A 23,980-nucleotide genomic window follows, 5' to 3' on the forward strand; every position below is an offset into this window, starting at 1 on the left:
TTTCATGGCAACAACCACCAGCGTAGATAATGTAAGGAGATTGAATCTCGCTACGTTTTTCTGTCTCTACATAGCGCAGTTCATCCCCTCAACGTTTATCACTACTGCCATGCAGGTAAGTATGCGCCAGGCCAATTATGGTCTGGCCACTATCGGCCTGCTACACTTAGTGCATATCCCCTGGCTCGTTAAGTTTCTTTGGGCCCCTATGGTAGATCGCCAGTGTTCTCATCTGGCCAGCTATCGCCGTTTCATCCTGCTAATGGAGTCGGTCTATGCCCTTTCAATCATGTGTATCGGATTCTTGGATATCTCCTCCGATATCTACTTTATCTTTGTGTTAGTTTTTATATCGATGTTTGCATCGGCTACACAGGATATTGCTACCGATGGTTTGGCGGTGAGGGCTTTTGGTAAGGGTGATCATAGTGCTGTGAATAGTATGCAGTCGATGGGACGTTACGCTGGTGCTTTCTTAGGTAGTGGTATCTTTATCGTGATGCTCGACCATTTTGGTTGGAGTGTTGTTTTCCCGCTGTTGGGATTGGTGGCTTGGTTCATGGTGGTGCCTTTGCAGTTTAATAAGAAGATACATATCGAGCCACGTTCGCCCAAACAGCGTGCCAAGCTGATGGATTTTATGTGGTTCTTCTCGCGCAAGGAAATTATCCCACACGTGATCTTCCTGTTGCTCTACTTTATGGGTATCATCGGCATTATTGCCAATGTGCGCCCTTATATGGTTGACTTGGGCTATAACATGAAGGAGATTGGTGTGTGGTTTGGTATGGTGGGTACAGCCACATCGTTTGTGATGGCTTGGGTGGCCCATGTGCTAATCCGTCGTATCGGTATGTATCGAGCTCGCTTGATGGTGGCCTTCATGATTGTTACAGCTCCGCTATATTTCCTGCTGCTAACGTTTATTTCGCCTACACTCCCCCTATTGGTAGGTGGTTTGCTGCTGGTAAAAACATGTCATGCCTTTGCGTCGATTGTGGTTTATACCACAGCGATGGATTGTGTACGCGATGGACGTGAGGGAACCGATTTCACCATCCAGGTGGTTGTGGTTCATCTCAGTTCGTCGCTCATCTCGATTATCTCAGGTGGTGTAGGTGAGTGGCTCGACTATCGTGGCCTCTATCTCATCGAGCTTGGCATTGCGCTCGTAAGTCTGATTTATGTAATTCGTGTGTTTAAACCTAATCAGATGCTGGCCAAATGGTAAAACGTATTTTATTTACAGCTCCCGACACCTATCATGTAAGTTTGCACGAGGCTTTTGGCAAACGCCCCACATGCAGCTTTCATCCCATGTTTGTGCCTTTTATCAGCAGTACCTTACTGCCCCCTGGTGGCACTTTCCTGCCGTTCTGTAATCAGTTGGCATCGTACGATTATATTATCTGCACAAGCATCATGGCCGTCAGGGCACTTTCCTCTGCTGGTGTCGACAGATCGCTTATTGATGGTAAGGTAGTAGCCATAGGTAAAGATCAGAAAGTCGTGCAGGAGTTTCTGGGTGTTACAGTGGCATTACCACATGCCAAACCCAGTTTGATGGGGATTATCGAGGCTTTGGAAAGCGAACAGGCACTACAGTCGAAGCGTATTGCTGTGCTGTGGCCTAAATATAGCGGACTGCCTGTTCCGCCAACGATCACCAATTTCCAGAATGCCCTAAGCGCAACAGGTGCCGACGTATCATATGTATATTGCTATCGTACCACAGCTATGAGCGATGAGTACTATGCCGAAACAGCCGATGCCCTACGTAGCGGTAATATAAGCGCTGTAGCCCTCACCAGTGGTGGCGAGGCCTACGTATTATCAAGAATTATGAAATTTGCCGAAACACAGGGCCAGCCTGTTAACGTGCCTATCTACTCGTTTGGTCCTTACACCACACGATGCGCTGAGGAGGCTGGCTTAAACGTAACAGGCACCTCCCCCAATCAATATAGCTTTTCTGACTTTATTGATTATCTCGAAACGGAGATATAACCCTATTTGATTTTCGAGGTCATCGCGCTGCGAACACCTTTATAATTATTCAGGTAGGCCTTGGCACTTCCGAACGAAAGGAACATGTCGAGGCGTACTGGTATATGGTTCTGATCGTCGGTGATATAGAAGCGGATAAGCTCGTGACTTTTTCCGTCCTCGCGCTCATAGAACGACATTACCAGGCAACGGAATTTCTCCTTTGAACCATTCATCTTGAAGGTTTCGCGACCACGGAACTCCAACCACGAGTTAGACAGATTACGTGCATCGCTGATAGGGGTGGGGATAACCTGACCCTTCTTCAGTTTGGTGGCATCGAAGTTGCGGGCACGCAGGAAGATCGACATCATATCGTAAATACAGTTACGATAGGTGCTGGTTTTCCAATGCTGTTCGCCATCGGCATCAATACGGTGCTTCTTCAGCTGACAGTTGCCATTAGGATAGGTGTACCATATCTCATCTACATAGTATCTGCTACCTTCACGGGCGCCTTTGCGGAAATACATTGGCGAAAGATCGGGATTGCAGTACGACAGCAAGGTATCGCGCATAGTGAAGTACTTGTCGAGCTTAGAGTTTCCACGTGTAATCAGGTACGATTTCCACGCATCCTTGCCCTCAAACTTGGTCATCTTTGTATCCATCTGGGCCGATCCAACCTTTACCCAAATAAACTGCCAGTTAAAGTAAAGGTCGTACTCCAGGCTCTCGCCGCTCTTAAAGGCGGTATTGGCAATTCCACACTGGGCATGGGCCGAGAGGCCTGTGCCAAGCATAATCATCAGCGAAAGAATTATCTTCTTCATTTCTTGCTATCTACATTTATGCCCTTATCCTTCAGGTATTCTATACCCATTTGGCGGGCGCGTTCTACATTTCTGTTCTTTAGTTTCTTGGCAGCCTCTGGTTTCTGTTTGGTAATCTTCTCTGGCTTTTGTTTGTACACGGGTACAGCCGTTACATTCCAGTTAAGATTCAAATCCCATTTGGCTTTGCCTTCTATCTCTTTGGGATAGTAATAAACAGCCTCTGCCTGTCGGCCTTCGGCATAGTCTCCTGTATCCCAGATGCCGTTACCATTACTATCGATAAAGGCACTTACGTAATACTTCTCGGGTTTAAGGTATTTAAATTCGGCCACATGGTTATTTACATGGGCCAGTTTTACTACTTTATCCGAACCGTTAAGCAACTGAACCACCATGGCAGAATCTTCTATACCCGAGATGTTAAGTTTCAGCGTGCCGTATTCGTCTTCGCCCTTAACCTTGATGCCTTGTTTATAGGCATTAGATACTTTGCCATAGATATCTACGAAAGCTGCAGAATCTATCTCAAGGCTATACTCTATGCCTGGTCGCCAATCGGCCAGAATCTGGTAACTTCTGATCTGATGGGGTATAGGCTCCATGCGGCAATCTGATTCGTACCATACAGAGTCGATCATCGAATAGAGATGAACCGCAGCTGTGTCGCAATGCTGCAAAGGTGTAGGCATTTCAACCTTAATGACCTTATCGGGATCCATCTGTGATGGCACATCGAACTTGGGCTCCAAGGGTTTCTCGTGCCATACGGAGTCGTAAGGCATATCACGTTTCTTTTTCTTTTCCTGCTCCTTCATCCACTGGTCAATCTCCTTGGCTTTTTCCTTCTGTCGCTTGGCGTATGGAGTTTTAGCCAGCGATTCGATGGTATCCGTTTGGTTAATGAGCATACCTGTAGAGTCGGAAATCTGATAGTTAATCTCCATACGTAGGGTATCCTGATTAATCAGTGTGGTATCGCGCAACCAGTAATGGATGGTGTCTTGTTTCTCGTTTGTCTCGATTACAAAAGCATCGTTACTGTCGAAATTTAAACCCTTGATAACTGGCAGGTCGGGATGACCATAGCTGAAGTACATCGAGAACTTATTGGCTTCTACGCGTTCGGTCTTGATAAGGAAACGATCGGTAAGCACGTGGGTGAATGCCAACAGTGTGATATCATCGGGCAGGAAGTGGGTGTAAGGCACTTTTATCAGCGCATCGATATGCAACGAGTCGCGCCAAACGGTGTCGGTTCGCACGTCGGGCTTAGAGCCAGGCTCGAAGGTCTGCTGGTTAAAGGCAATCATCTCACTCTTCTGTGTAAAGCGGAAGTCGCCATCGGCATCCTGCAGGGCATAAGCGCGATAAGTGCCAGGAGCCACACCTTTTACTACAAAGTGTCCACGACTGTCGGTACGCGATACACGCAGCATAGGTTTGGTTTGGAAGGCAGAATCAGCCAGATCATTATACAAGCCTACCATGATGCCCTTGATGGGTTCTAGATTGCTGGCATCGAGCACATAGCCCGATACTTCGAAAGTATCAATCTTTTCGCCTGTGGAGAAGCTATAGGTATAGCTACCCATAGGGTTATTCTCGTTGTTATCGCTGATGGCATCGCTGAAGTCGATGGTATAAGTGGTATTCGCCATCAGTGAGTCCTGCAGTTCCACTACAATTTTTTTACCCGCAGCCTTGATGTCGGGTACTTCCAACTGTGGGGGCGACACAATCACCTTGTTGGTTGCGTCGGTAAGTTTGATATACTCATCAAACAGGATGGTAATCTTCTTGGTGTTCACGTTGGTGGCCTGATCGGCAGGTGTAGCGCTTAGAACCTTTGGTGGATCGTCGTCGTACCAACCGCCATCGGGCTGTCCCATGCGGGCACAACCAATCATAGCCAAAGCTATACTGCAGATATAGAGGAGTTTCTTCATGCGTTCAACTTCAATAATTGTTCGATATGTTCGCGAGAGTTGCTAAGGCGAGGCACCTTGTGCTGTCCGCCTAACTTGCCTTTCAGTTTCAGCCAGTCGTTAAACAGATTCTCGCGTGCCTCGATAATCTCAAGGTGCTGCAGCGTAATATCTTTATAACGTTTAGCTTCGTAATCGCTGTTGATTTCCTGCAGATGCTTATCAAGCAGATCGCTGAACTGCTGCAGATTGGCAGGGCGCTTCTTGAATTCGATGAGCCACTGATGGCGGCACTTGGCGTTCTGGTCCATAAACACAGGGGCAGCGGTATATTCCGAAACCTCGGCACCTGTCTGTTCGCAAGCATAGGCCAGTCCCTTTTCGGCATTATCTACTATCAGCTCCTCGCCAAAGGCATTAATAAAATGCTTGGTGCGACCAGAGATGATAAACTTGTACGGATTGGTAGATGTAAACTGGATGGTGTCGCCGATTTCATAACGCCACAAACCACAGCTGGTTGAGATAACCATAGCGTAGTTTTTACCTGTTTCTACACCCCACAATGGTACGATGGTTGGATTCTCCTTGCCAATTTCGTCCATTGGTATGAACTCGTAGAACACATCGTAGTCGAGCATTAGCAGCATCGACTTGTCCGATGGATCGTTCTGCAGGCCGAAGAATCCCTCGCTGGCATTATACGTTTCCATATAGTGCATGTTGGGCGAGGTAATGAGCTGTTCGTACTGTATGCGATAAGGCGTAAAGGCCACACCACCATGGAAGAACACCTCGATGTTAGGCCATACCTCTTCAAGATGTGTTTTGCCTGTTATCTCCATCATGCGGGTTAGTACAGAGAGCATCCACGAGGGTACACCCGAAAGGTTGGTTACGTTTTTGTTCATGGCCTCGCGGGCAATACGGTCGCGCTTAATCTCAAAGTCAGAAAGCAGAGCTGTCTGTTTCTTCGGCACACGAACCAGATTGGCCAACGGGTTGATATTCTCAATCAGGATGGCGCTCAAATCGCCAACCAGAGAGTCTTTCAGATTATAATTAGGTGCATGACTGCCACCAAGAATCAGTCCCTTACCATCGAACATGCGCGATTTAGGATTGTTTTGCAGATACATGGCCACAGCATCAAATCCGCCACGATAGTGTATGCGTTTCAGTCCCTCTTTGCTTACAGGGATGAATTTTGATTTATCGTTGGTAGTGCCCGATGATTTGGCATACCATTTTACACGACCTGGCCACAGCACATCTGTTTCGCCATGACGCATGCGATCTATCGATTCTTTGAGTTCTTCGTAGGTATTTACGGGGATGTGTTTGGCAAAATCATCGTAACCTTTTATTGATGCAAAGGCATGATTTCGTCCGTATTCCGTATCTTGGGCTTCAGCCACCAGTCGGCCCAGCACAGCTTCTTGGAGTGCTTTGCCTTGGTTGAAGTGTTTCTCGAGTTCCTTTTGTCTAGGCTCGAATACTTTTCTTACAATCTTTGTTATACTCATGTTAATAATTGCGCAATCTGCCTGCAAAATTACGCAATTCCGTTGTAAAGGGGGAATATTTTTCGTTTTTTTATCATTTAAGATGTAATCTTAATCCAAACTGGATAGATGGTGCCAGCGGATGCTCTTTGTAATAATGCTGCAAAGAGGTTCCGTCGTTAAAGTAATAACCCAGCGCAGGCTCAAGGTAAAGTCCGAACTGGCGTGTGATATTATATTCGGCACCAGCAGCGGCATTAAGTGAGAACTGCCAGGGGCGCTGGTCGATATCGCCATCGGATACTTGAGCGTCGATACATTTCTCGAGCAAGGCGGTACCCGCTAGATAAACATTAAGATTACCGGTGCTCCATATGTTCCATGATGCGCCTACGGGAATACCTAAGTATCTGAGTTTCTGGATGTAATTATTACTGTTGGTAATAGGTGTGATAAACTCCGACTCAAGATAGGTATAGCTGATACCACTATGCAAAGCGATGCGATTGCTAAGTTGATACTGTAACGAGAGTCCGAATCTAACAGGCAACTTGTGTTTCGAAACTACATCGGGCAGGGTGTACATATTGGTAAACGAAGAAGTTTCGCCGAACTTGATGTAGTCGGTAACAATAGTACCGCCGTTTTTGTCTAAATCAACATCGCTGTTAACTGCGTAATTCGCATCGCTATTCAGGAATTGTCCACCCATAGTGTTTCCTAAATTATTACTAGCCATCAACAAACCGTTCGAACCGTTCAGTCCGATGGTCCATTTATCTGTATCGATTGATTTTGAGCGGGTTTCGCTTGGATTGATAACATCAGGCAGATAGGTTTGTTTCTTTTCCTGCGACGCAATAATTTGGGTGTCTTCTGATACCTGCTGATGATTGTCAGTAGCATCTGGAGCGTTTTTGTTTGTAGCCTCTTGTAAGCTATTGTCTGTCACCTCCTGCAGATTTTCGCCTGTAGGTAGTTGCTGTTCGTAAAACTGGGGTTGGGGCTGACACTTCGTTCCCATAGTTTTTTCTACCTTATGATCATTTGTCGCTTGAGCCAGAAGTATTAGTTCTTCTGCCGGCATTGCTGGCTTGTCTGCTTCGGCTTTAGGTGCCATCACTTTCTGGCTGTTAGCCGTTAACTGGGGCTCTTTGGTATCAAACTGATAAACGGTAAAGCATCCAACAATCGCCAGGATGGCAGCTGCAGCCACCCAATACCAGCGGCGCATAGAAACAGTCTTTGCTGGGGCTGAAACAGGGGCAGACTCAGACTCAGTCTGGAGTTGCATCTCGTTACTGATGCTCTCCCAGAGTCCGGCTGGTGGAGTCATCTGGTGCCCCTCCAGTTTTTGTTTCATTTGTTTCGTCCAATCCTCTTTCATCCCTTTTCGATTATTAATTCCTTTATTCTTCGCGCCAGCCATTGTTTGGCGTAATAGAGCTGAGAAGCTGATGTGCCTTCCTTAATGCCAAGTAGCTCGGCTATTTGCCGATGCGAGTAGTCTTCAAATACATACAGATTCAGTACCGTTCTGTATCCATCAGGCAGTTCGCTTATCAGCTGGTGCAGCTGGTCGGCCGAAATCTGTTCTGTTGCAGGGGTGTCGTCTGCTATATCCGCTTGCTTCTGTTTTATCTCGTCCTGCTCTACAAACAGCAGTTTCTTCTTGGTCCTTAGGAACATCAGCGCCTCGTTTGCTACAACCCTCATCAGCCAGCCTTTGAACGCCTCTTCGCCGCGATACTCAAGCGATGGGATGGCGGTGAATATCTTTATAAAACTGTTCTGCAGCACATCCTTCGCATCGTCGCTATTGGGTATATAGCGGTAGCAGACCGATGATAGCTCACCAATATACATCTGGTAGAGCTCGCTCATCGCCCGTTGGTCTTTATTCCGTATTCGCTCAACGAGTTGATTGACCATTTTCTGCTTACGTTCTATGATTAAGAATTCAAAAGTACTGAAATCTTGTATGAGAACAGAAAGTTTTTAGTTTCTTTAACATTTTTCTATACAAGAATCGCTTAAATACTGCATTATTATAGCGAAATGAACCTAAAATACGTATGAATATGAAGAAAAAGTTTTTTTTATTATCAGCCATTATGCTGAGTGGAGTCATCCTTTCGAGCCTCCTTTCATGCAGCTCGTCAGAAGAGATTGAGCAGCTCGAACCCAAGCAAGTTGTAAACATGCTGGGTGAATCAAAGCCTATACAGCTAACTCAGGAGCAGAGTGTGTTTGTAAACGACAACAACCAGTTTACGCTGAACTTCCTGAAAGCAGTAAACAAGGCTGAACAAAACGGCCAGAGCTTTATCTATTCGCCATTGAGCATTACCTATGTATTAGGCATGGTGAACGATGCTGCCACAGGACAGACGGAACAGGAGCTGGAACAAGTCATGGGTTTCCATCAGGGTGGTATCAAGGCTGTCAACGACTACTGCAAGAAATTGATTGACGGTCTGCCAAAAGTGGATGACAAGGTAACGCTGAACATCGCTAATGCCCTGTTTGTCAATAAGAACAGGGGCACGCTGCAGCAGCAGTATCAGCAGGACATGAAGCAGTATTATGATGCTCAGGCAGAGAACCTGGACTTCAAGTTGCCATCAACGCTCAAGACCATCAACGACTGGGCCAGCGATCATACCAATGGCATGATTCCAACCATTCTCGATAAGATAGATGAGAAAGTGGTGACCTATCTGCTGAATGCCATCTATTTTAAAGCCGACTGGGCATCTAAGTTCGAGGCAAAGAATACCGAGGAAGAGAAGTTTACTGCGACAAATGGTACCATCAAGCTGCCATTGATGCACCAGAATGTGCTTATCCAATATCTGAAGAATGAGGATTATAGTGCCATCGAGATACCTTATGGTAATGGTTTATGGAAGATGACGGTAATGCTGCCTGAGGAAGGAAAGACCACCGACGACATAATCGAGCGTATAGGACAACTCGGTTTTTTAGAGGGAAATGGATTCTGCGGCACCATGGGCGACACATACATGGCACACGAAGTTGACCTGAAACTGCCACGCTTTGAAACCAGTTCGGATACAGATAAACTGACATTGAAAGGCGGTCTTGTCGCCCTACTGCAACAGCTGGGGATTAATCTGGTATTTAATCAATCCTTATCTGAGGTGCCCAATATGTGCGAAAAAGAGAATATGTATATTAGTATGATGCGCCAGAAGGCAAAGATTAAGGTGAATGAGGAAGGTTCTGAGGCGGCTGCCGTAACCATTGGTGGGGCAAACTGTACGGCTTTCACCCCTAATCCTCAACCTGTGGAATATCCTAAGGCCATATTCCATGCTAATCGCCCCTTTGTGTATACCATCAGCGAGGCCTCATCGGGTGTTATCGTGTTTGTAGGAAAATTTTCTAGGGAGTAGAACTTTACTCCCCAGAAAATGCTGCAGCTTCAGCTTCGGCTATGATTTCCTCGCGCGATTTCTCTTTATGAGAGATGTCCGAGAGGTCGAATTCCTTATCTGAAAAATCTATTGCTGGCTTCTTCGAAGGTTGTGGGGCTGGTTGTTTTACCAACTGCTCTTCAACCTGTTCTGTTTCTGCTGGCTGCTCGATGATAAAGCTCTGTTGCTCCTTTTCAGGATCGGGCACAGCCATTGCTGGCTCTTCTTCCATCTGGGTGCGGGCTGTCTTGGCAGCAAACACAGCATCTACAAACTGTGGTTCGCGCTTCAGGCGCTGCAGCGTGTCTTTCGACGCTTTCTGCTGGGCCTCTTTCTTTGAGTAGCCCGAACCGCTTTCGCCGTTAACGCCCTCGATAATTACCATATAGGTGAAAACGGGACTTCCGTTCTCATCTTTCTTCTGCTTTGTGAGCTTGTACTCCAAACGCACACGATTTTTCTGGCTCCATTCAAGCAGTTTCGACTTGAAGTTTACCTCCTTGAATGCAACCTTATCGATGTCAATGAACTTGCCCAGAACCTGATTCTCGAAGAACCACAGGCAAGCCTCGTAGCCACGATCCAGATAAATGGCACCTACCAGCGCCTCGAAAGCATTACCCTCAACATAGCTGTTGTGCGAGGTTGAATGACCTGCTGATATCAGCAGATTGCTCAATCGCATCTCGGTAGCTAACTTTCCAAGCGTTTCGCGGCTTACGAGTTTTGATCGTGTATTGGTGAGGAATCCTTCGCGCTTACCTTCGTAATGACGGTAAACGATGTAACCCACAGCAGCGTCGAGTATAGCATCACCCAGGAACTCCAGTCGCTCGTTGTTCAGCGGCTTGCCCTTGTCGTTGCGCTTGCGGATGCTCTTGTGCATCAGCGCCATCTTGTAATACTCGATATTGTGGGGGTAGAATCCCAATATCTCATAAAGAGAAGAAAAAAGCTCCTTCTCCTGACGGAAAGGGAGCTTTATTCTATCTATGATGTTATTAGGCCTCATACTTCTTGAATACTACACATGCGTTGTGACCACCAAAGCCGAAGGTGTTGCTGAGTCCAGCACGTACCTCGCGCTTCTGAGCCTTGTTGAATGTGAAGTTCAGGTTGTAATCAATCTCAGGATCCTCGTCGCCCTCCTCGTGGTTAATTGTTGGAGGAACGATATCGTTCTTAATAGCAAGAACGGTAGCCATTGCCTCTACAGCACCAGCAGCACCCAGCAGGTGACCAGTCATCGACTTGGTAGAAGAGATGTTGAGCTTGTAGGCAGCATCGCCGAATACCTCCTTGATGGCCTTAGCCTCAGAGATATCACCAACGTGGGTAGAAGTACCGTGTACGTTGATGTAGTCGATGTCCTCAGGCTTCATGCCAGCATCCTCGAGAGCGTTCTGCATCATGAGCTTAGCACCCAGACCCTCGGGGTGAGAGGCTGTGATGTGGTGAGCATCAGCGCTCATACCAGCACCTACCATCTCAGCGTAGATCTTAGCACCACGAGCCTTAGCGTGCTCCAGTTCCTCGAGAATCAAGCAACCTGAACCCTCGCCCATGATGAATCCATCGCGGCTTGCGCTGAATGGACGGCTGGCCTTCTCTGGCTCGTCGTTACGAGTAGAGAGAGCGTGCATGGCATTGAAACCACCTACACCAGTAGCGCAGATAGCTGCCTCGGCACCACCAGCAACGATAGCGTTTGCCTTACCCAAACGGATCAGGTTGAAGGCGTCGGCCAGCGCATTAGATGAAGATGTACAAGCTGAAGCGGTGATATAGTTGGGGCCATGGAAGCCATACAAAATCGAAATCTGACCTGCTGCGATATTAGCAATCATCTTGGGGATGAAGAAGGGGTTGAACTTAGGACCATCGGCCTCGTGAACACCATAGTACTTTACCTCGTCCTCGAAGGTCTTAATTCCACCAATACCTACGCCATAAACCACGCCGATACGGTTCTTGTCTTCAGTCTCCAGATCCATACCGCTATCCTCAACGGCCTGCTTGGCAGCAATCATGGCCAGCTGTGTGTAGCGGTCCATCTTACGTGCCTCTTTGCGATCCAGGAAATCGTTCACGTTGAGGTTCTTTACCTCGCATGCAAACTTTGTTTTGAAATTTGTTGTATCGAAACTTGTAATAGGTGCTGCGCCGCTAACTCCGTTGAGCAGGTTCTTCCACATCTCATCGGGAGTGTTGCCCACTGGCGTAACTGCGCCAAGACCTGTTACAACTACTCTTTTTAATTCCATAAGCTTAAATTAAAAGCATAATGGTTGCCTCTTAAAATAAGGAAACAACCATTATGTAGTAAACAAATATTATTTTGCGTTCTCCTCGATGTAAGCGATGGCGTCGCCAACGGTACCGATCTTCTCAGCCTTATCATCGGGAATTGAGATACCAAACTCCTTCTCGAACTCCATGATCAGCTCAACAGTATCCAGTGAGTCTGCACCCAGGTCGTTTGTGAAGCTAGCCTCAGCCTTTACTTCAGCCTCATCTACACCGAGTTTGTCTACGATAATTGCCTTTACTTTGCTTTCAATTTCTGACATAATTGTAATAATTTAATTGTTAATAATGATGTTGCTATCTTGAAATTTTTCCGGCATTTTGCCGAAATCGGGTGCAAAGTAACACATTTTCTTTCACTTACGCAAATTTTTTTAAGAAAAACTTACTTTCGTTTGCACATTATAGGGGCATTTGTGCAAAAATATGCCCTTTTTAGGTGTGACTAATACTATAAAAATACAAAATATGGCGATTTTATTCAATTTTAGTTGGATATTTGAAAAACTTTCTGTAGTTTTGCAAAATAAAACGAATACGAATATGACATTTACAAAAGAAGCCAATCAAATTTTTGAGAGGGCAATAAATGATTATCATGTTTTCGACGATGTCGACACGCCCTTGAAAAATCCATATCAGAAAGACAGTATCCAGTATAGCTTATATAAGAAATGTTGGATTGATACTGTTCAGTGGCATTATGAAGATATTATACGCGATCCCCATATCGATCCAGTTGAGGCACTTGCCCTGAAGCGTCGCATCGACCGCAGTAATCAGGACCGTACCGATTTGGTAGAGGAAATCGACTCTTGGTTCCGCCAGCATTACAGTCAGGTGGTGCCACAGGCTGATGCGCGCCTTAATACCGAGAGCCCGGCTTGGGCTATCGACCGTTTAAGCATTCTTGCACTTAAGATTTATCACATGCAGGAGCAGGTTAACCGTACCGATGCCGAACCAGAGCACATTGCCAAGTGTAAGGCTAAGCTTGATGTGCTGTTGGAACAGCAGGTTGACCTTTCGCTGGCTATCGATCAGCTGCTCGAGGACATCGAGGCTGGCCGTAAGTACATGAAGGTGTATCGCCAGATGAAGATGTATAACGATCCCGCAACTAATCCTATCTTATATAATCAGAAGTAAATACAAAGGCTGATGAGAAAAGAGCATATACTGGTCATCAGATTCTCAGCTCTTGGCGATGTGGCCATGATGGTGCCTGTAGTCTGGTCGCTGGCTCAGCAGTATCCCGATATACGCATCACGGTGCTTAGCCGTAAGTTCGCTCGCCCCTTGTTCGACGATTTGGCGCCCAATGTTAATTTCATGGAGGCCGATCTCACCAAGGAGTATCATGGTGTGCGCGGACTTAACGCACTTTATCGCCGATTGGTTGCCAAGCAGTTTACCAAGGTGGCCGATCTGCATAATGTTCTGCGCTCAGAGTATCTGCGCCTACGATTCAATCTGGGCCGATATCGTGTAGAGCACCTGATCAAGAACCGCAGTCAGCGTCGTAAACTGGTTTCGGGCAAGCACGATAAGCGTGTGCCATTGCCATCATCGTTCGAGAATTATGCCGCTGTGTTCGAGCGTCTGGGCTATCCGGTTGATATCAAGAATTTCCGTTCCATCTTCCCTGCCGAGGGTGGAAATCTGAACCTGTTGCCCGCCATCTTCGGACCCAAGAAGAGTTTCGAACAGTGGATTGGTATCGCACCATTTGCCGCCCACGAGGGCAAGGTGTATCCACCACGCCTGATGGAGCAGATAATCTTCCGTCTTATTCAGCAGTATCCTAATGGTCGTATATTCCTGTTTGGTCGTGGCGAGGAAGAGGAGAAGTTCTTCCAGCTGTGGTGTGCACAGTATCGCCAATGTACTTCGGTAGCCAAGCATTGCGAGGGTATGTATCAGGAGCTTATCCTGATGAGTCATCTCAACGTCATGCTTTCGATGGATTCGGCCAATATGCACCTGGCATCGCTCACAGGCGTGCCTGTGGTAAGCGTTTGGGGCGCAACACACCCCATGGCAGGTTTCCTGGGTTATAATCAGGACCCCGAAAATGCTATCCAGATCGATCTGGAGTGCCGCCCCTGCAGTATTTATGGCAATAAGCCCTGTCAGCGTGGCGATTATGCATGTCTGCAAAACATTCCGCCCGAGCGGATTGTTGACAGAATAGTAACCCTTATTAATAACTAAAAACTAGAACGCTTATGAAGTACATTTGTGAAGTGTGCGGTTACGTTTACGACCCCGCAGAAGGCGATCCCGATGGTGGCATCGCTCCAGGAACAGCTTTTGAGGATATCCCCGATGATTGGGTATGCCCCGTTTGTGGCGTAGGTAAGGATAACTTCAGACCAGAATAAGCTTCATGCAAACTAAAGGGTTCATTATCAAACGTGTGTGGGTTATAGCCATTTCGTTGGCTATAGTGCTGGTTTCGTGTAAAAACGGTGTTAGCGAATTCATTCCGGCGTTTGATGATGAACCTATTGTAAGCCCATTGGCTACGGAGCTTGGTTTCAGCAAGGACCGTCCGCTGGTAATGGGTATGAATACCAGTTATGCCCCTTTGCAATACGTAAACAGTCAGGGTTTGCCTACTGGTTACGATGTGGAGTTCACTAAGAAACTGCTGATGCGTATGGGCATTCCTTACACTTTCTCGCCAAACCATTGGGACAAAATGTCGCCAGGTATTATTGGTGGAAAGTACGACATGGGTATGCTGGTTTATTCGTCGTATCGTAAAGATACAACCAACTATTCCGATGCTGTATTCCGCATGTATTATCAGGTGGTTTACAGAAAAAAAGACTTTGCAGAGTTTGATTTCCGTCATCTTAAAGGCAAGCGCATTGCCTATATGAAGTCGCGCCCTATTGGTTTGATGCTGAAGGACGAAGAGGCCGATGGCTATCCGATAACCGACCTGAATGAGGCTATTGTTGATCTTGCAAACGGAAAGTACGATGGTGTTATCTGCTATCGATTCCAGGCAAAATATCATGTAGGACTCCTGCATCTTTCAGATCAGTTAAAGGCCGATGATCTGTCGTTAGAGCCTCGCGAATACTGTTATGCCAGTCATGATAAACGCTTGATTGATGCCATCAATGCCGAACTAAAGAAGATGGAGGCCGAGGGCATCGTCGACGAGATATATGGTCAGGAAGTGGCCGAACGCTTTGGCGATATCAAGATTCCTATGTGGGTTTGGTGGCTGCTCACAGGTCTGGTATTTTTGTTTATGGTGGTTTATGTGGTTAACAAGAACCGTTACAATCGCCGTTTGCAGAGTGCCAACGCACAGTTGCAGAAAAACAACAAAGCCCTGCAGTTAGCTACAGCCAGAGCCGAGGAGAGTACGCGAATGAAGAGCAACTTCATCAAGCAGATCTCGCACGAAATCCGTACACCATTAAATATTATATGTGGTTTTACACAGGTGTTGACAACTACTGATGCCGAACTGGATAAGGCGGAGAAACGCGATATGTCGGTGCAGATTATCGATAATGCCGAACGTATTACTGGCTTGGTCAACAAAATGCTGGCACTTGCCGAAATTAACAGTAGCGTGGTACTGGAGCGCGAAGACCATACGTCGGCTGTTGTCATTGCCCAGGAGGCCATTAAGGCGGCAGGCATCAACAAGGCATCGCATGTTCAATTCAAGCTTGTAAAGCTGTTTGGGGCCGAACAGATGTTCGATACCCATCTACGATCAGCTGTTCTGGCTTTGCAGCAGTTGCTCGATAATGCCAAGAAATTTACCGAACAAGGACAAGTAACATTACAAATAAGTAATCACGAGGGGCAGGCGTATTTTGTGGTCGAAGATACAGGTACATCCATCCCCGTATATCAGGCCGAGCGCATATTCGACGAGTTTGTGCAGTTAGACGAGTACAGCGATGGCACAGGCATCGGACTCTCGATAGCGCGTAGCTTAGCGCGCCGATTGGGTGGTGACATCGTTCTCGACACCACCTATACAGGAGGCGCACGATTCGTGATGACCCTACAAAGCCAGCAAGAAGAAACAGCATGAAACAAACATATCCCATCATAAGGTTCCCTGAAAGGGGAACCATTTTGTATCCCTTTCGTCGTCATCCTCTGGTAACTCAAGGCATGCTTGAACAGAAGCTTGCCCGCGAGCTTTCGGCTAAGTTGCCCGCTGGCGTTGAGTGCCTGTTAAACGCTTGTATCATCACTACCGACAAGCAGCCGCCATATTATCCCGATCTGGCGCTGGTGGTAGCTGGTACCCCCGGCATCCGTATCGATGTAGAGATTGATGAGCCTTACCGCAAGGCAACTCGCGAGCCCATCCACTACCAGTCGTGTGGCGATGTGTTTCGTGATCATCTGCTTAATCGTCATGGATGGGTAGTAGTGCGTCTGGCCGCTCAGCAAATCGCCCAGGAGCCTGGTATCTGTGCCGACTTTTTGGTTGAGTTGGTTACTTGTATGATGTCCGATGGTGCATCTATCCAGCAGCACGAGTTTGCATCGGTGCCCACACCTGTTGAGCCTTGGAGCCGTAACGATGCGTTAAAAATGGCCTATTGGCAGAATGTGGATGGCGAGGATAAACAATGGATTACCGATAGATATGCCCTCGATGCCGACGAGCTTGACTGCAAACAGCAGGTTAAACCCTTCAACAAAACCGATGATATGCGCGAAAAAATGGCCACCTTCCGCGATGCAGGCCATTACGAGCAGGATGCCGACATTGATTTTGAGCCTTGCGAACACATATATATATATAAAGGTATAAAGCGTATGCTGCCTGTCAGCTCGCTCATTGCCTATTTCTTTGATGAATTCCAGGCCCTGCCACAAGCCGAAAACCAGTTGCGATTTAAAGGCATACCCGTAGAGGAGAGCTTGGATAAGTGGGAGCGTGCTAGTCGTACAGCCAGCGAGGTGGGTACCTTTGTACACCTGCAGACAGAGAACTATTTTCAGCGCGGTTTCTTCGAGACCGAGTGCCAGCTGCAGTTTGGTAACGACACTGAAGTGGTGAGTGTAGAGCAGGAAAAGCTGCACTTTCTGCGTTTTATCCGCGACTACGATATCGAGCCCTATCGCCAGGAGTGGCCCGTTTACGATAAGGATTTGAACATTGCAGGTACCATCGACCTGATTTGCCAGGACGACGATGGCGAGTTTACCATCTACGACTGGAAACGCTCGTCGAAGGTAGTAAACGCCCAAGGCCAACCCATCGTCGAGGGTTTTCGTGGCAAGATGAGCCATAACGGTATCAGTCTGCCCGATACCTCGTTCTACCATTATTGCATTCAGCAGAATCTGTATCGCTACATGTTAGAGCGCCATTACGGCATCCGTGTAAAGGCTATGAACTTGGTGGTGCTCTGTCCCGATTATCCCACCTATTATGTAGCCCAAGTACCCAAGATGGACCAGCTTATCCAGCAAATCGTCACCATTTGTCAGCAGCACGATTTAGGCCACAGGTTGCTGTAAAAAATATAAGAAACTGGGAAACTGAGAAACTGAGAATCAGGTTGGTTTGAGAACGGAGAAAGTATTATGTATAAATATAATAATTAATTTAATAATCGTATCATAGATACCATTGTCAACTTTCCCCGTTTAAAACTAAAACCACCCCGATTCCCATTTTCCCAGTTTCTCATTTTCTCCTCAAAAAATCTCAGTAGTAAGCTTTCAATGAGATATCCGTAATGTATCTACCAGATATCCGTAACTTATCTCATAGATTAATTACGTTTTCCCAACGTGGGCGCTCGGCTTTGCCGCTTCGCTTGTCGAAGAATATTTGTTCCCCAACTAGGGAATTTTTGCGCCCTCACGTGGCAGCAAAATTTTCATCGCTTGCGGGCGATGACGTAGATGATAACGGGGGCGCCGATGAGAGGGGTGACGGCGTTGAGGGGGATGACACCACTCTCGCCTGGCAGATAGCAGATAAGATTACATACCAGGGCTACTACCGAACCGCAGAGTAGGGTGGCGGGTAGCAGTTGTCGGTGGTTGTCGGTGGTGAGCAATAGGCGGGCTATGTGGGGAACGGCCAGTCCGATAAAGGCTACAGGACCGCAGAAGGCGGTGGTGATAGCGGTTAGCAGACCGGTTACAATCAGTAACCAGTTGCGTACTCGCAGAATATTTACGCCTAAGTTCTCGGCATATCTGTCGCCCAGCATCAAGGCATTCAAGGGTTTTATCAACAATAAAGCCCCAATAAGGCCAGCTAACGTAACAATGGCAAACACAGGCATGTTGGTCATCGACACGCCACCAAACGAGCCCATACCCCATACCATATACGATTTTACGCCCTCGTCGGTAGCAAAAAAGTTAAGCAGCGATATGGCCGAGTTGCTGATGTAGCCAATCATGATACCTATGATTAATAGCATCACACTATTGCGAACCAAGGTTGAGAAGAAAAAGATGATGGTCATCACCGTCATGGCGCCCACAAAGGCAGCCAGCAGGATGGCAGCAAAACCTGTGATGCTGACCGAACCTACGGAAAGTCCGCCACCTAAAAACAGCATCACCAATGCCACACCCAGCCCGGCACCGCTGTTTACACCAAACACACTGGGACCAGCCAGCGGGTTGCGGAAAGCCGTTTGTAGCATCAGTCCGCTTACAGCCAAAGCGGCACCACACAGGGTGGCTGTGATGGCTTGGGGCAGTCGCGACTCCAAAATGATGAACTGCCACGAGGCTTTGGCGGTTTCATCGCCCAAAAGTATGCTTACAACATCACCTGCTGGAATCGATACCGACCCCAACAGCAGATTGAGCGCGAAGAGTACCATGACCACTAATCCCAATCCTAAGCAATAAACCGAACCTTTGTTCATACTGTGGGCAAAAGTACAAAATAATTATCAATTATCAATTATCAATTTTCAATTTTCTGCGCCATTCGTCACAAATTTACCGTTTATCACACCATTCGTCACAAAATGTCACAGAATATCCCTAAAATTTGGAGTGTGTTGCAACTATATCTACTTTTGCAACGTCAAAACGACAGAGCTCGAGTTGAAAAATTAAATTGATGAAAGTATGAAAAAGTTAAGTTTTAGACTGATGGCCCTGATGGCCGCAATGATGATGACGCTGACAAGTTCCGCCAAGACACAAGACTGGGGCGGACGCGTGATAGATGAGAATGGCGAACCCATGCCGTATGTAAATGTAGTGCTGCTGTCGCTGCCCGACTCGGCTTTTGTGCAGGGTGCAATGACCAACGAGCAGGGTGTGTTTAAGATTGTAACCGATGTGAACGAGGGCTTGTTTAAGGTTACCAGCGTGGGCTATCAAACCTTATATATGAAGGCTGGTCAGGATCTTACCATCCAGATGAAAGAGGATAACCAACTGTTGAAGGAGGTGGTAGTAAAAGGACAGTTGCCTAAAACTCATGTCAAGGGCGATGCCATGCGTACAACTGTGGCAGGAACCATCCTTGAGAAGGCTGGAACCGTGAGCGATGCTTTGGCAAAGATTCCTTCGCTCGAGGCTGAGCGCGATGGTGCCGTAAAGGTGCTGGGTCGTGGCGATGCCGAGGTGTATATCAATGGCCGTAAGGTACAGGATATCTCCGAACTGTCGCGTTTGCGTTCCGATCAGGTGCTGCATGTAGATGTGGTTCAGAATCCAGGAGCCCGTTATGCTGCATCAACCAAGGCTGTGGTTCGCATTACGCTGAAGAAGGCGCAGGGCGAGGGTATCAGTTTCCGGGATAATGCGGGTGGCATGTATCAGTATGGTCACACGTTTACCAATAATCTGGATGTGAACTATCGTACTGGCGGACTGGATGTAACAGCATCGTTCTGGGCAGGTCGCTATGGTCATAGCAAGAGTCTGCAGGAGGATGATATGTACTATTTAGTACCAAATGGCCAGGGTAAAGATGCGGTTACCGGCTATACCAAGCAGGAAACCAAACAGATATGGAAAGGTCTCTCGCCTCAGATTCAGCTTAACTATATGTTCAACGAGAACCATGGCTTGGGTGCTTTCTACAAGTACGACTATCACCCCAGTGGTAGCCTGACCAGCGATTTTAATACCGACGAGTATCAGAATGGCGCCTTTATGGAGCGTTCGGAGAGCAAAATATGTCAGGATGATAAGTTTAAGAAGCATATCTTTAATGCCTATTATAATGGAAAGTTAGGAAATTTGGGTATCGATCTGAATATCGACGGACTCTTCGACGATACCGAAACCCCGGGCAATACCATCGAGTTAGCCACATCGCCTGCTGGCGAGAAAACGCAGCGCACTATCAATAGCAATACCAAGAGTGGTAACAACTTCTGGGCTTCGAAGCTTATCTTCAGCTATCCTTTGTTTAAGGGTAACCTCTCTATTGGTGGTGAGTATAGCTATAATCATCGCACCGATGCCTACTCGTTTGCTGCCTCTGAGGCTGTGCCTGTAACAGCTACCGATACAGAGATTAACGAGAAGTCGGAAGCCGCCTTTATCGAGTACGGACATCAGTTCGGAAAGCTGTTTGCTCAGGTTGGTTTGCGTTACGAGCACCTGAAGAACGACTATTATAACTATGGTAAGCGTATGGACGACGAGAGCCGCGACTATGGCGACTGGTTCCCCACCGCTACCCTCTCAGCGCCTATCGGTAAGGTACAGCTGGCACTCTCATATCGTCGCGATATCAAGCGCCCGGCCTATAGCAGCTTAACAAGCTCTACCATCTATCTGAACCGATATGCCTATCAGAGTGGTAACCCATATCTCCGCCCCACTTACACTCACAGCTTAGAGCTGAACGTAAACTATAAGTGGATGGGAATGAGTATGAACTACTCGCGTATCAAGGATTTGGAGACGATGTCGTCAGAACCCTTCCCAGGTGCCGATGATCCACTGGTATGCCTGGTTCGTCCCATCAATACCGAGGAGGACTTCAATCAGCTGAGCTTTAATCCCTATGCCAGTCCGGTTATTGGCTGTTGGCATCCTACCTGGTACGTCTATGTGCAGTTCCAGGATTACAAGGCGCCTCGTGCCGATGGTTCTACCATTACCCTCAATCACCCATATTGTCAGGTAGGTTGGAATAATACCATTACGTTGCCAAAGGGCTGGCGTATTAATGCCGGATTGAGTTATGTGCCTAAGGGCGATGCTAGTAACTTCCGCATTCACAAGCAGCAGTTCCGTTCTAACCTCGGTGTTCAGCGCGATTTCAACCTGCGCCGTTTGGGTACACTTACTGCCGATGTACGTTGCAACGATATCTTTAATACCGATAAGACTAACGCCACCCTGTTTGGCCAGCGTGAGTTAACTGTTCGTAATCCAGCCCGTCGTACCTTCATGCTCGACCTGACTTGGAAGTTTAACGAGGCTAACAGTAAGTATCGTGGAAAAGGTGCTGGCGAAAAGCAGAAAGCACGTATGTAATTTGTAATTAATAATTTTGCGTTTGTAAGTTGAACATATTTAAGTTTGTATGAAAAGATTGTTTTTAGGTGCAGCTATTGCCATGCTGCTCATCCCTGCAGTGGCAGGGGCACAGACCAATCAGGCTGTCCAGACTGTTCGTGGTCAGGTTTGTGATGTTGCGTCGGGCGAGCCCATGATTGGTGTAACGGTCACAGTAGAGAACGGTAGTACTATGGCTACCGTCTCTGATGTGGACGGAAATTTCGAAATCAAGAATGTGCCCGTGGGGCGCCATTCCGTCAGAGCCAGCTATATTGGTTACGAGTCTGTACTGCTTAAGGAGCAGATGGTTACCTCGGGTAAGGAGTTGGTACTCAATCTGCGTATGCGTGAGAGTATCTCCGAACTGGGCGAGGTGGTTATCAAACCACGTGTAAACAAGCAACAACCATTGAACGAGATGGCTCAGGTGGGTGCCCGTATGTTCAGTGTCGAGGAGGCTAGTCGCTATGCTGGCGGCATGGCCGACCCTGCCCGCACGGCTTCGATGTTTGCGGGTGTGGCTACAGGTGGCGCTACCAACGGTATCTCTATTCATGGCAACTCACCTCAGATGTTGCAATGGCGAGTTGAAGGCGTTGAGGTCGCCAATCCCAACCACTTTGCCGAGATTACCGAGGCTGGTGGTGGTGTGTTTACCTCGCTCAACGGAACCGTGCTGGCTAATAGTGATTTCCTCACTGGCGCCATGCCAGCTGAGTATGGTAATGCCCTTTCTGGTGCCTTCGATATGAAGATGCGCGTGGGTAACAATACCAAGTACGAGCATGCCATCCAGGTGGGTACACTTGGTGTCGATTTCGCTTCCGAGGGTCCGTTGGCAAAGGGTTCTAAGGCCTCTTATCTGGTAAACTATCGCTATAGTTTCCTCGAGATAGCCAAGAAGCTGCATGCCATCAATATGGAGAACGAGACACTCGACTATCAGGACCTGAGCTTTAAACTCAACATGCCTACCAAGAAGGCAGGTACCTTTGCCGTGTGGTTCACCGGACTGATCGATCGCTACGAGAATAAGGTTCCCGATGTGTCGGAGTGGGAAACGCTTTGGGACATGAACGACTCGTGGTCGCGCCAGCGCAACTGCGCTTTGGGCGTAAACCATACCTACCGCTTTAAGTCGGGTGGTACGCTGCACTCAAGTGTGGCTTTTACAGGCGCCTATCGCAAACTGGGTGTTAACGATTACGACGCAGATATGAACCAGATGCCACAAATGGCAGGACGTAGCTCACAGTGGAACGTCATCATCAGCACCCAGCACCAACACAAGTTTTCATCAAGATATACCATGCAGAATGGCTTTGAGCACCAGCACTTAGATTTCCACACTTGGATGGATTACATCCACTATACGGGTGGTCCGCTCTATCGTGTGTACGATTCTGAGGGCAATACAGGCCTTACCCGCTTTTATACCAACCATAAGGTGGCGCTCAGTCGTAAGCTTTCGGCTGTGGCTGGTGTCAACGTCATGTGGTTTAACCTCAACAACCAGTGGCTGGTTGAGCCTCGTATCAGCATGCAGTACAAAACTTCGGCATCAAGCACGCTCTCGCTGGCCTATGCCATGAACAGCCGCAAGGAAACTACCGATACCTATTTTGTACTGATGGACGGTAAGAATCCTAATAAGGATTTAGGATTGACACGTTCGCATCACATCTCAGCCTCGTTCGCTCAGCGTTTAGGCGACAACGCCATGCTGAAGATTGAGCCCTACTGGCAGTGGTTGTTCGATGTGCCTGTAGAAATGGGTAGTACCTATTCTATCCTGAATCATCGCAAGTTCTTTCAGGATCGTGCTTTGGTTAACGAGGGTGCAGGTCGTAACTATGGTATCGACTTCACCTTGGAACGTTATCTCAAGGACGGGTTCTATGGCATGATAACTGCCACTCTGTTTAAGTCGGAGTACCGCGATGCACAGGGCCAGTGGCACCACTCACGCCATGATCGCCGCTACATCACCAATATTCTGGGTGGTAAGGAGTGGATGGTAGGCAAGGCCAAGAAAAACGTGTTTGGTATCAATGGTAGATTAACCATGATGGGTGGCGATCGCTACACCCCAATTCCCGATGGTATCACTTTCGACGAGGTGATGATGCGCCCTGATAAGTCGATTCCTGAAGACGAGGGTTTGGATCCCTTTACCAAGCAAAAGGGTATGAACGTAGGTTATGCTTTCTCGATTAAGTACACCATCAACAAGAAGCATACTTCGCACCACTTCATCCTCGAATATCTGCAGATGAAGACGTTCCAGGGTCAGACGTTCGACCTGCACACCCACGAGACTGTGGATAAGTTCACCTCGCTCACATTCCCCAATATTGCCTATCGAGTAGAGTTCTGATGATGGAAAAAGGGCCCATTCGTCACATTTTTGTACAGAATATCCCTAATATTTGGCGCGTGATGTAGTTTTTTATATCTTTGCAGCGTCAAACAATCGA

At 47.5% G+C, this 23,980-nt stretch carries 19 protein-coding genes; 10 read left to right on the top strand and 9 right to left on the bottom strand.

Annotated elements, in window-relative coordinates:
• Positions 1 to 4 precede the first annotated feature (4 nt).
• Both PRU_RS13105 and PRU_RS13110 read left to right on the top strand, forming a co-directional pair.
• Entirely contained in the window at positions 5 to 1,231 is a 1,227-nt protein-coding gene (locus PRU_RS13105) for an MFS transporter (protein WP_041386269.1), read from the top strand.
• A complete protein-coding gene (locus PRU_RS13110) occupies positions 1,225 to 2,007 on the top strand; it encodes a uroporphyrinogen-III synthase (RefSeq protein ID WP_013064259.1) in 783 nt (260 codons plus the stop codon). The genes PRU_RS13105 and PRU_RS13110 overlap by 7 nt, the downstream gene beginning before the upstream one ends.
• 2 nt (positions 2,008 to 2,009) lie before the next feature.
• Here PRU_RS13110 and PRU_RS13115 read toward each other — a convergent pair whose 3' ends face one another.
• The 5 genes from PRU_RS13115 to PRU_RS13135 form a co-directional block, all read right to left on the bottom strand.
• The gene (locus tag PRU_RS13115; RefSeq protein WP_028906408.1) at positions 2,010 to 2,819 is read right to left on the bottom strand and encodes a DUF3108 domain-containing protein; all 810 of its coding nucleotides are present in this window, start codon (positions 2,817 to 2,819) and stop codon (positions 2,010 to 2,012) included.
• A complete protein-coding gene (locus PRU_RS13120; protein WP_013064375.1) occupies positions 2,816 to 4,768 on the bottom strand; it encodes an Ig-like domain-containing domain in 1,953 nt (650 codons plus the stop codon). Before PRU_RS13120 ends, PRU_RS13115 begins: the two co-directional genes overlap by 4 nt.
• On the bottom strand, positions 4,765 to 6,273 hold the full coding sequence (locus tag PRU_RS13125) for a GH3 auxin-responsive promoter family protein (RefSeq protein ID WP_013064214.1): 1,509 nt from the start codon (positions 6,271 to 6,273) through the stop codon (positions 4,765 to 4,767). The genes PRU_RS13120 and PRU_RS13125 overlap by 4 nt, the downstream gene beginning before the upstream one ends.
• A 73-nt stretch (positions 6,274 to 6,346) precedes the next feature.
• Positions 6,347 to 7,615 (bottom strand): PorT family protein, encoded by a 1,269-nt coding sequence (locus tag PRU_RS13130; RefSeq protein WP_143040108.1) that lies wholly within the window; start codon positions 7,613 to 7,615, stop codon positions 6,347 to 6,349.
• 20 nt (positions 7,616 to 7,635) lie between these two features.
• Entirely contained in the window at positions 7,636 to 8,184 is a 549-nt protein-coding gene (locus tag PRU_RS13135) for an RNA polymerase sigma factor (RefSeq protein ID WP_013063272.1), read from the bottom strand.
• A 149-nt stretch (positions 8,185 to 8,333) separates the two neighbouring features.
• Between PRU_RS13135 and PRU_RS13140 the strand changes: the two genes are divergently transcribed.
• Positions 8,334 to 9,671, top strand: a complete 1,338-nt coding sequence (locus PRU_RS13140; protein ID WP_041386877.1) for a serpin family protein — start codon at positions 8,334 to 8,336, stop codon at positions 9,669 to 9,671.
• A gap of 4 nt (positions 9,672 to 9,675) precedes the next feature.
• On the opposite strand, the gene rnc is transcribed toward PRU_RS13140, so the two are convergent.
• From rnc to PRU_RS13155, 3 genes are all read right to left on the bottom strand, one after another.
• Positions 9,676 to 10,704: a ribonuclease III gene (gene rnc / locus PRU_RS13145; protein ID WP_013064022.1), complete on the bottom strand. Its 1,029-nt coding sequence runs from the start codon at positions 10,702 to 10,704 to the stop codon at positions 9,676 to 9,678.
• Complete coding sequence (fabF, locus tag PRU_RS13150; protein WP_013064787.1) at positions 10,694 to 11,956, bottom strand: beta-ketoacyl-ACP synthase II; 1,263 nt, start codon at positions 11,954 to 11,956, stop codon at positions 10,694 to 10,696. Before fabF ends, rnc begins: the two co-directional genes overlap by 11 nt.
• Before the next feature lie 69 nt (positions 11,957 to 12,025).
• Positions 12,026 to 12,262 carry an acyl carrier protein gene (locus PRU_RS13155; RefSeq protein ID WP_013065488.1) on the bottom strand — a complete coding sequence of 79 codons (237 nt, stop codon included), beginning with the start codon at positions 12,260 to 12,262 and terminating at the stop codon, positions 12,026 to 12,028.
• 280 nt (positions 12,263 to 12,542) lie between these two features.
• Here PRU_RS13155 and PRU_RS13160 point away from each other — a divergent pair, with 280 nt between their 5' ends.
• The 5 genes from PRU_RS13160 to PRU_RS13180 are packed head-to-tail and all read left to right on the top strand — an operon-like array spanning position 12,543 to position 17,519.
• On the top strand, positions 12,543 to 13,148 hold the full coding sequence (locus tag PRU_RS13160; RefSeq protein ID WP_013063500.1) for a DUF4254 domain-containing protein: 606 nt from the start codon (positions 12,543 to 12,545) through the stop codon (positions 13,146 to 13,148).
• A gap of 12 nt (positions 13,149 to 13,160) precedes the next feature.
• Positions 13,161 to 14,213: a glycosyltransferase family 9 protein gene (locus PRU_RS13165; protein WP_013063497.1), complete on the top strand. Its 1,053-nt coding sequence runs from the start codon at positions 13,161 to 13,163 to the stop codon at positions 14,211 to 14,213.
• Between the two features lie 14 nt (positions 14,214 to 14,227).
• Complete coding sequence (gene rd, locus PRU_RS13170; protein ID WP_013063931.1) at positions 14,228 to 14,383, top strand: rubredoxin; 156 nt, start codon at positions 14,228 to 14,230, stop codon at positions 14,381 to 14,383.
• A gap of 5 nt (positions 14,384 to 14,388) precedes the next feature.
• On the top strand, positions 14,389 to 16,071 hold the full coding sequence (locus PRU_RS13175) for an ATP-binding protein (RefSeq protein ID WP_013064655.1): 1,683 nt from the start codon (positions 14,389 to 14,391) through the stop codon (positions 16,069 to 16,071).
• Complete coding sequence (locus PRU_RS13180) at positions 16,068 to 17,519, top strand: PD-(D/E)XK nuclease family protein (RefSeq protein ID WP_013064071.1); 1,452 nt, start codon at positions 16,068 to 16,070, stop codon at positions 17,517 to 17,519. Before PRU_RS13175 ends, PRU_RS13180 begins: the two co-directional genes overlap by 4 nt.
• A gap of 365 nt (positions 17,520 to 17,884) precedes the next feature.
• Here PRU_RS13180 and PRU_RS13185 read toward each other — a convergent pair whose 3' ends face one another.
• Positions 17,885 to 18,895, bottom strand: coding sequence for an iron ABC transporter permease (locus tag PRU_RS13185; RefSeq protein WP_013063449.1), 1,011 nt, complete (start codon positions 18,893 to 18,895; stop codon positions 17,885 to 17,887).
• Positions 18,896 to 19,103: 208 nt separating this feature from the next.
• Here PRU_RS13185 and PRU_RS13190 point away from each other — a divergent pair, with 208 nt between their 5' ends.
• Entirely contained in the window at positions 19,104 to 21,479 is a 2,376-nt protein-coding gene (locus PRU_RS13190; RefSeq protein ID WP_013063604.1) for an outer membrane beta-barrel family protein, read from the top strand.
• 49 nt (positions 21,480 to 21,528) lie between these two features.
• The gene (locus tag PRU_RS13195; RefSeq protein WP_041386274.1) at positions 21,529 to 23,880 is read left to right on the top strand and encodes a TonB-dependent receptor; all 2,352 of its coding nucleotides are present in this window, start codon (positions 21,529 to 21,531) and stop codon (positions 23,878 to 23,880) included.
• The last annotated feature ends 100 nt before the right edge of the window (positions 23,881 to 23,980 follow it).

It is taken from the genome of Xylanibacter ruminicola 23 (assembly GCF_000025925.1).
Lineage (GTDB): Bacteria > Bacteroidota > Bacteroidia > Bacteroidales > Bacteroidaceae > Prevotella > Prevotella ruminicola.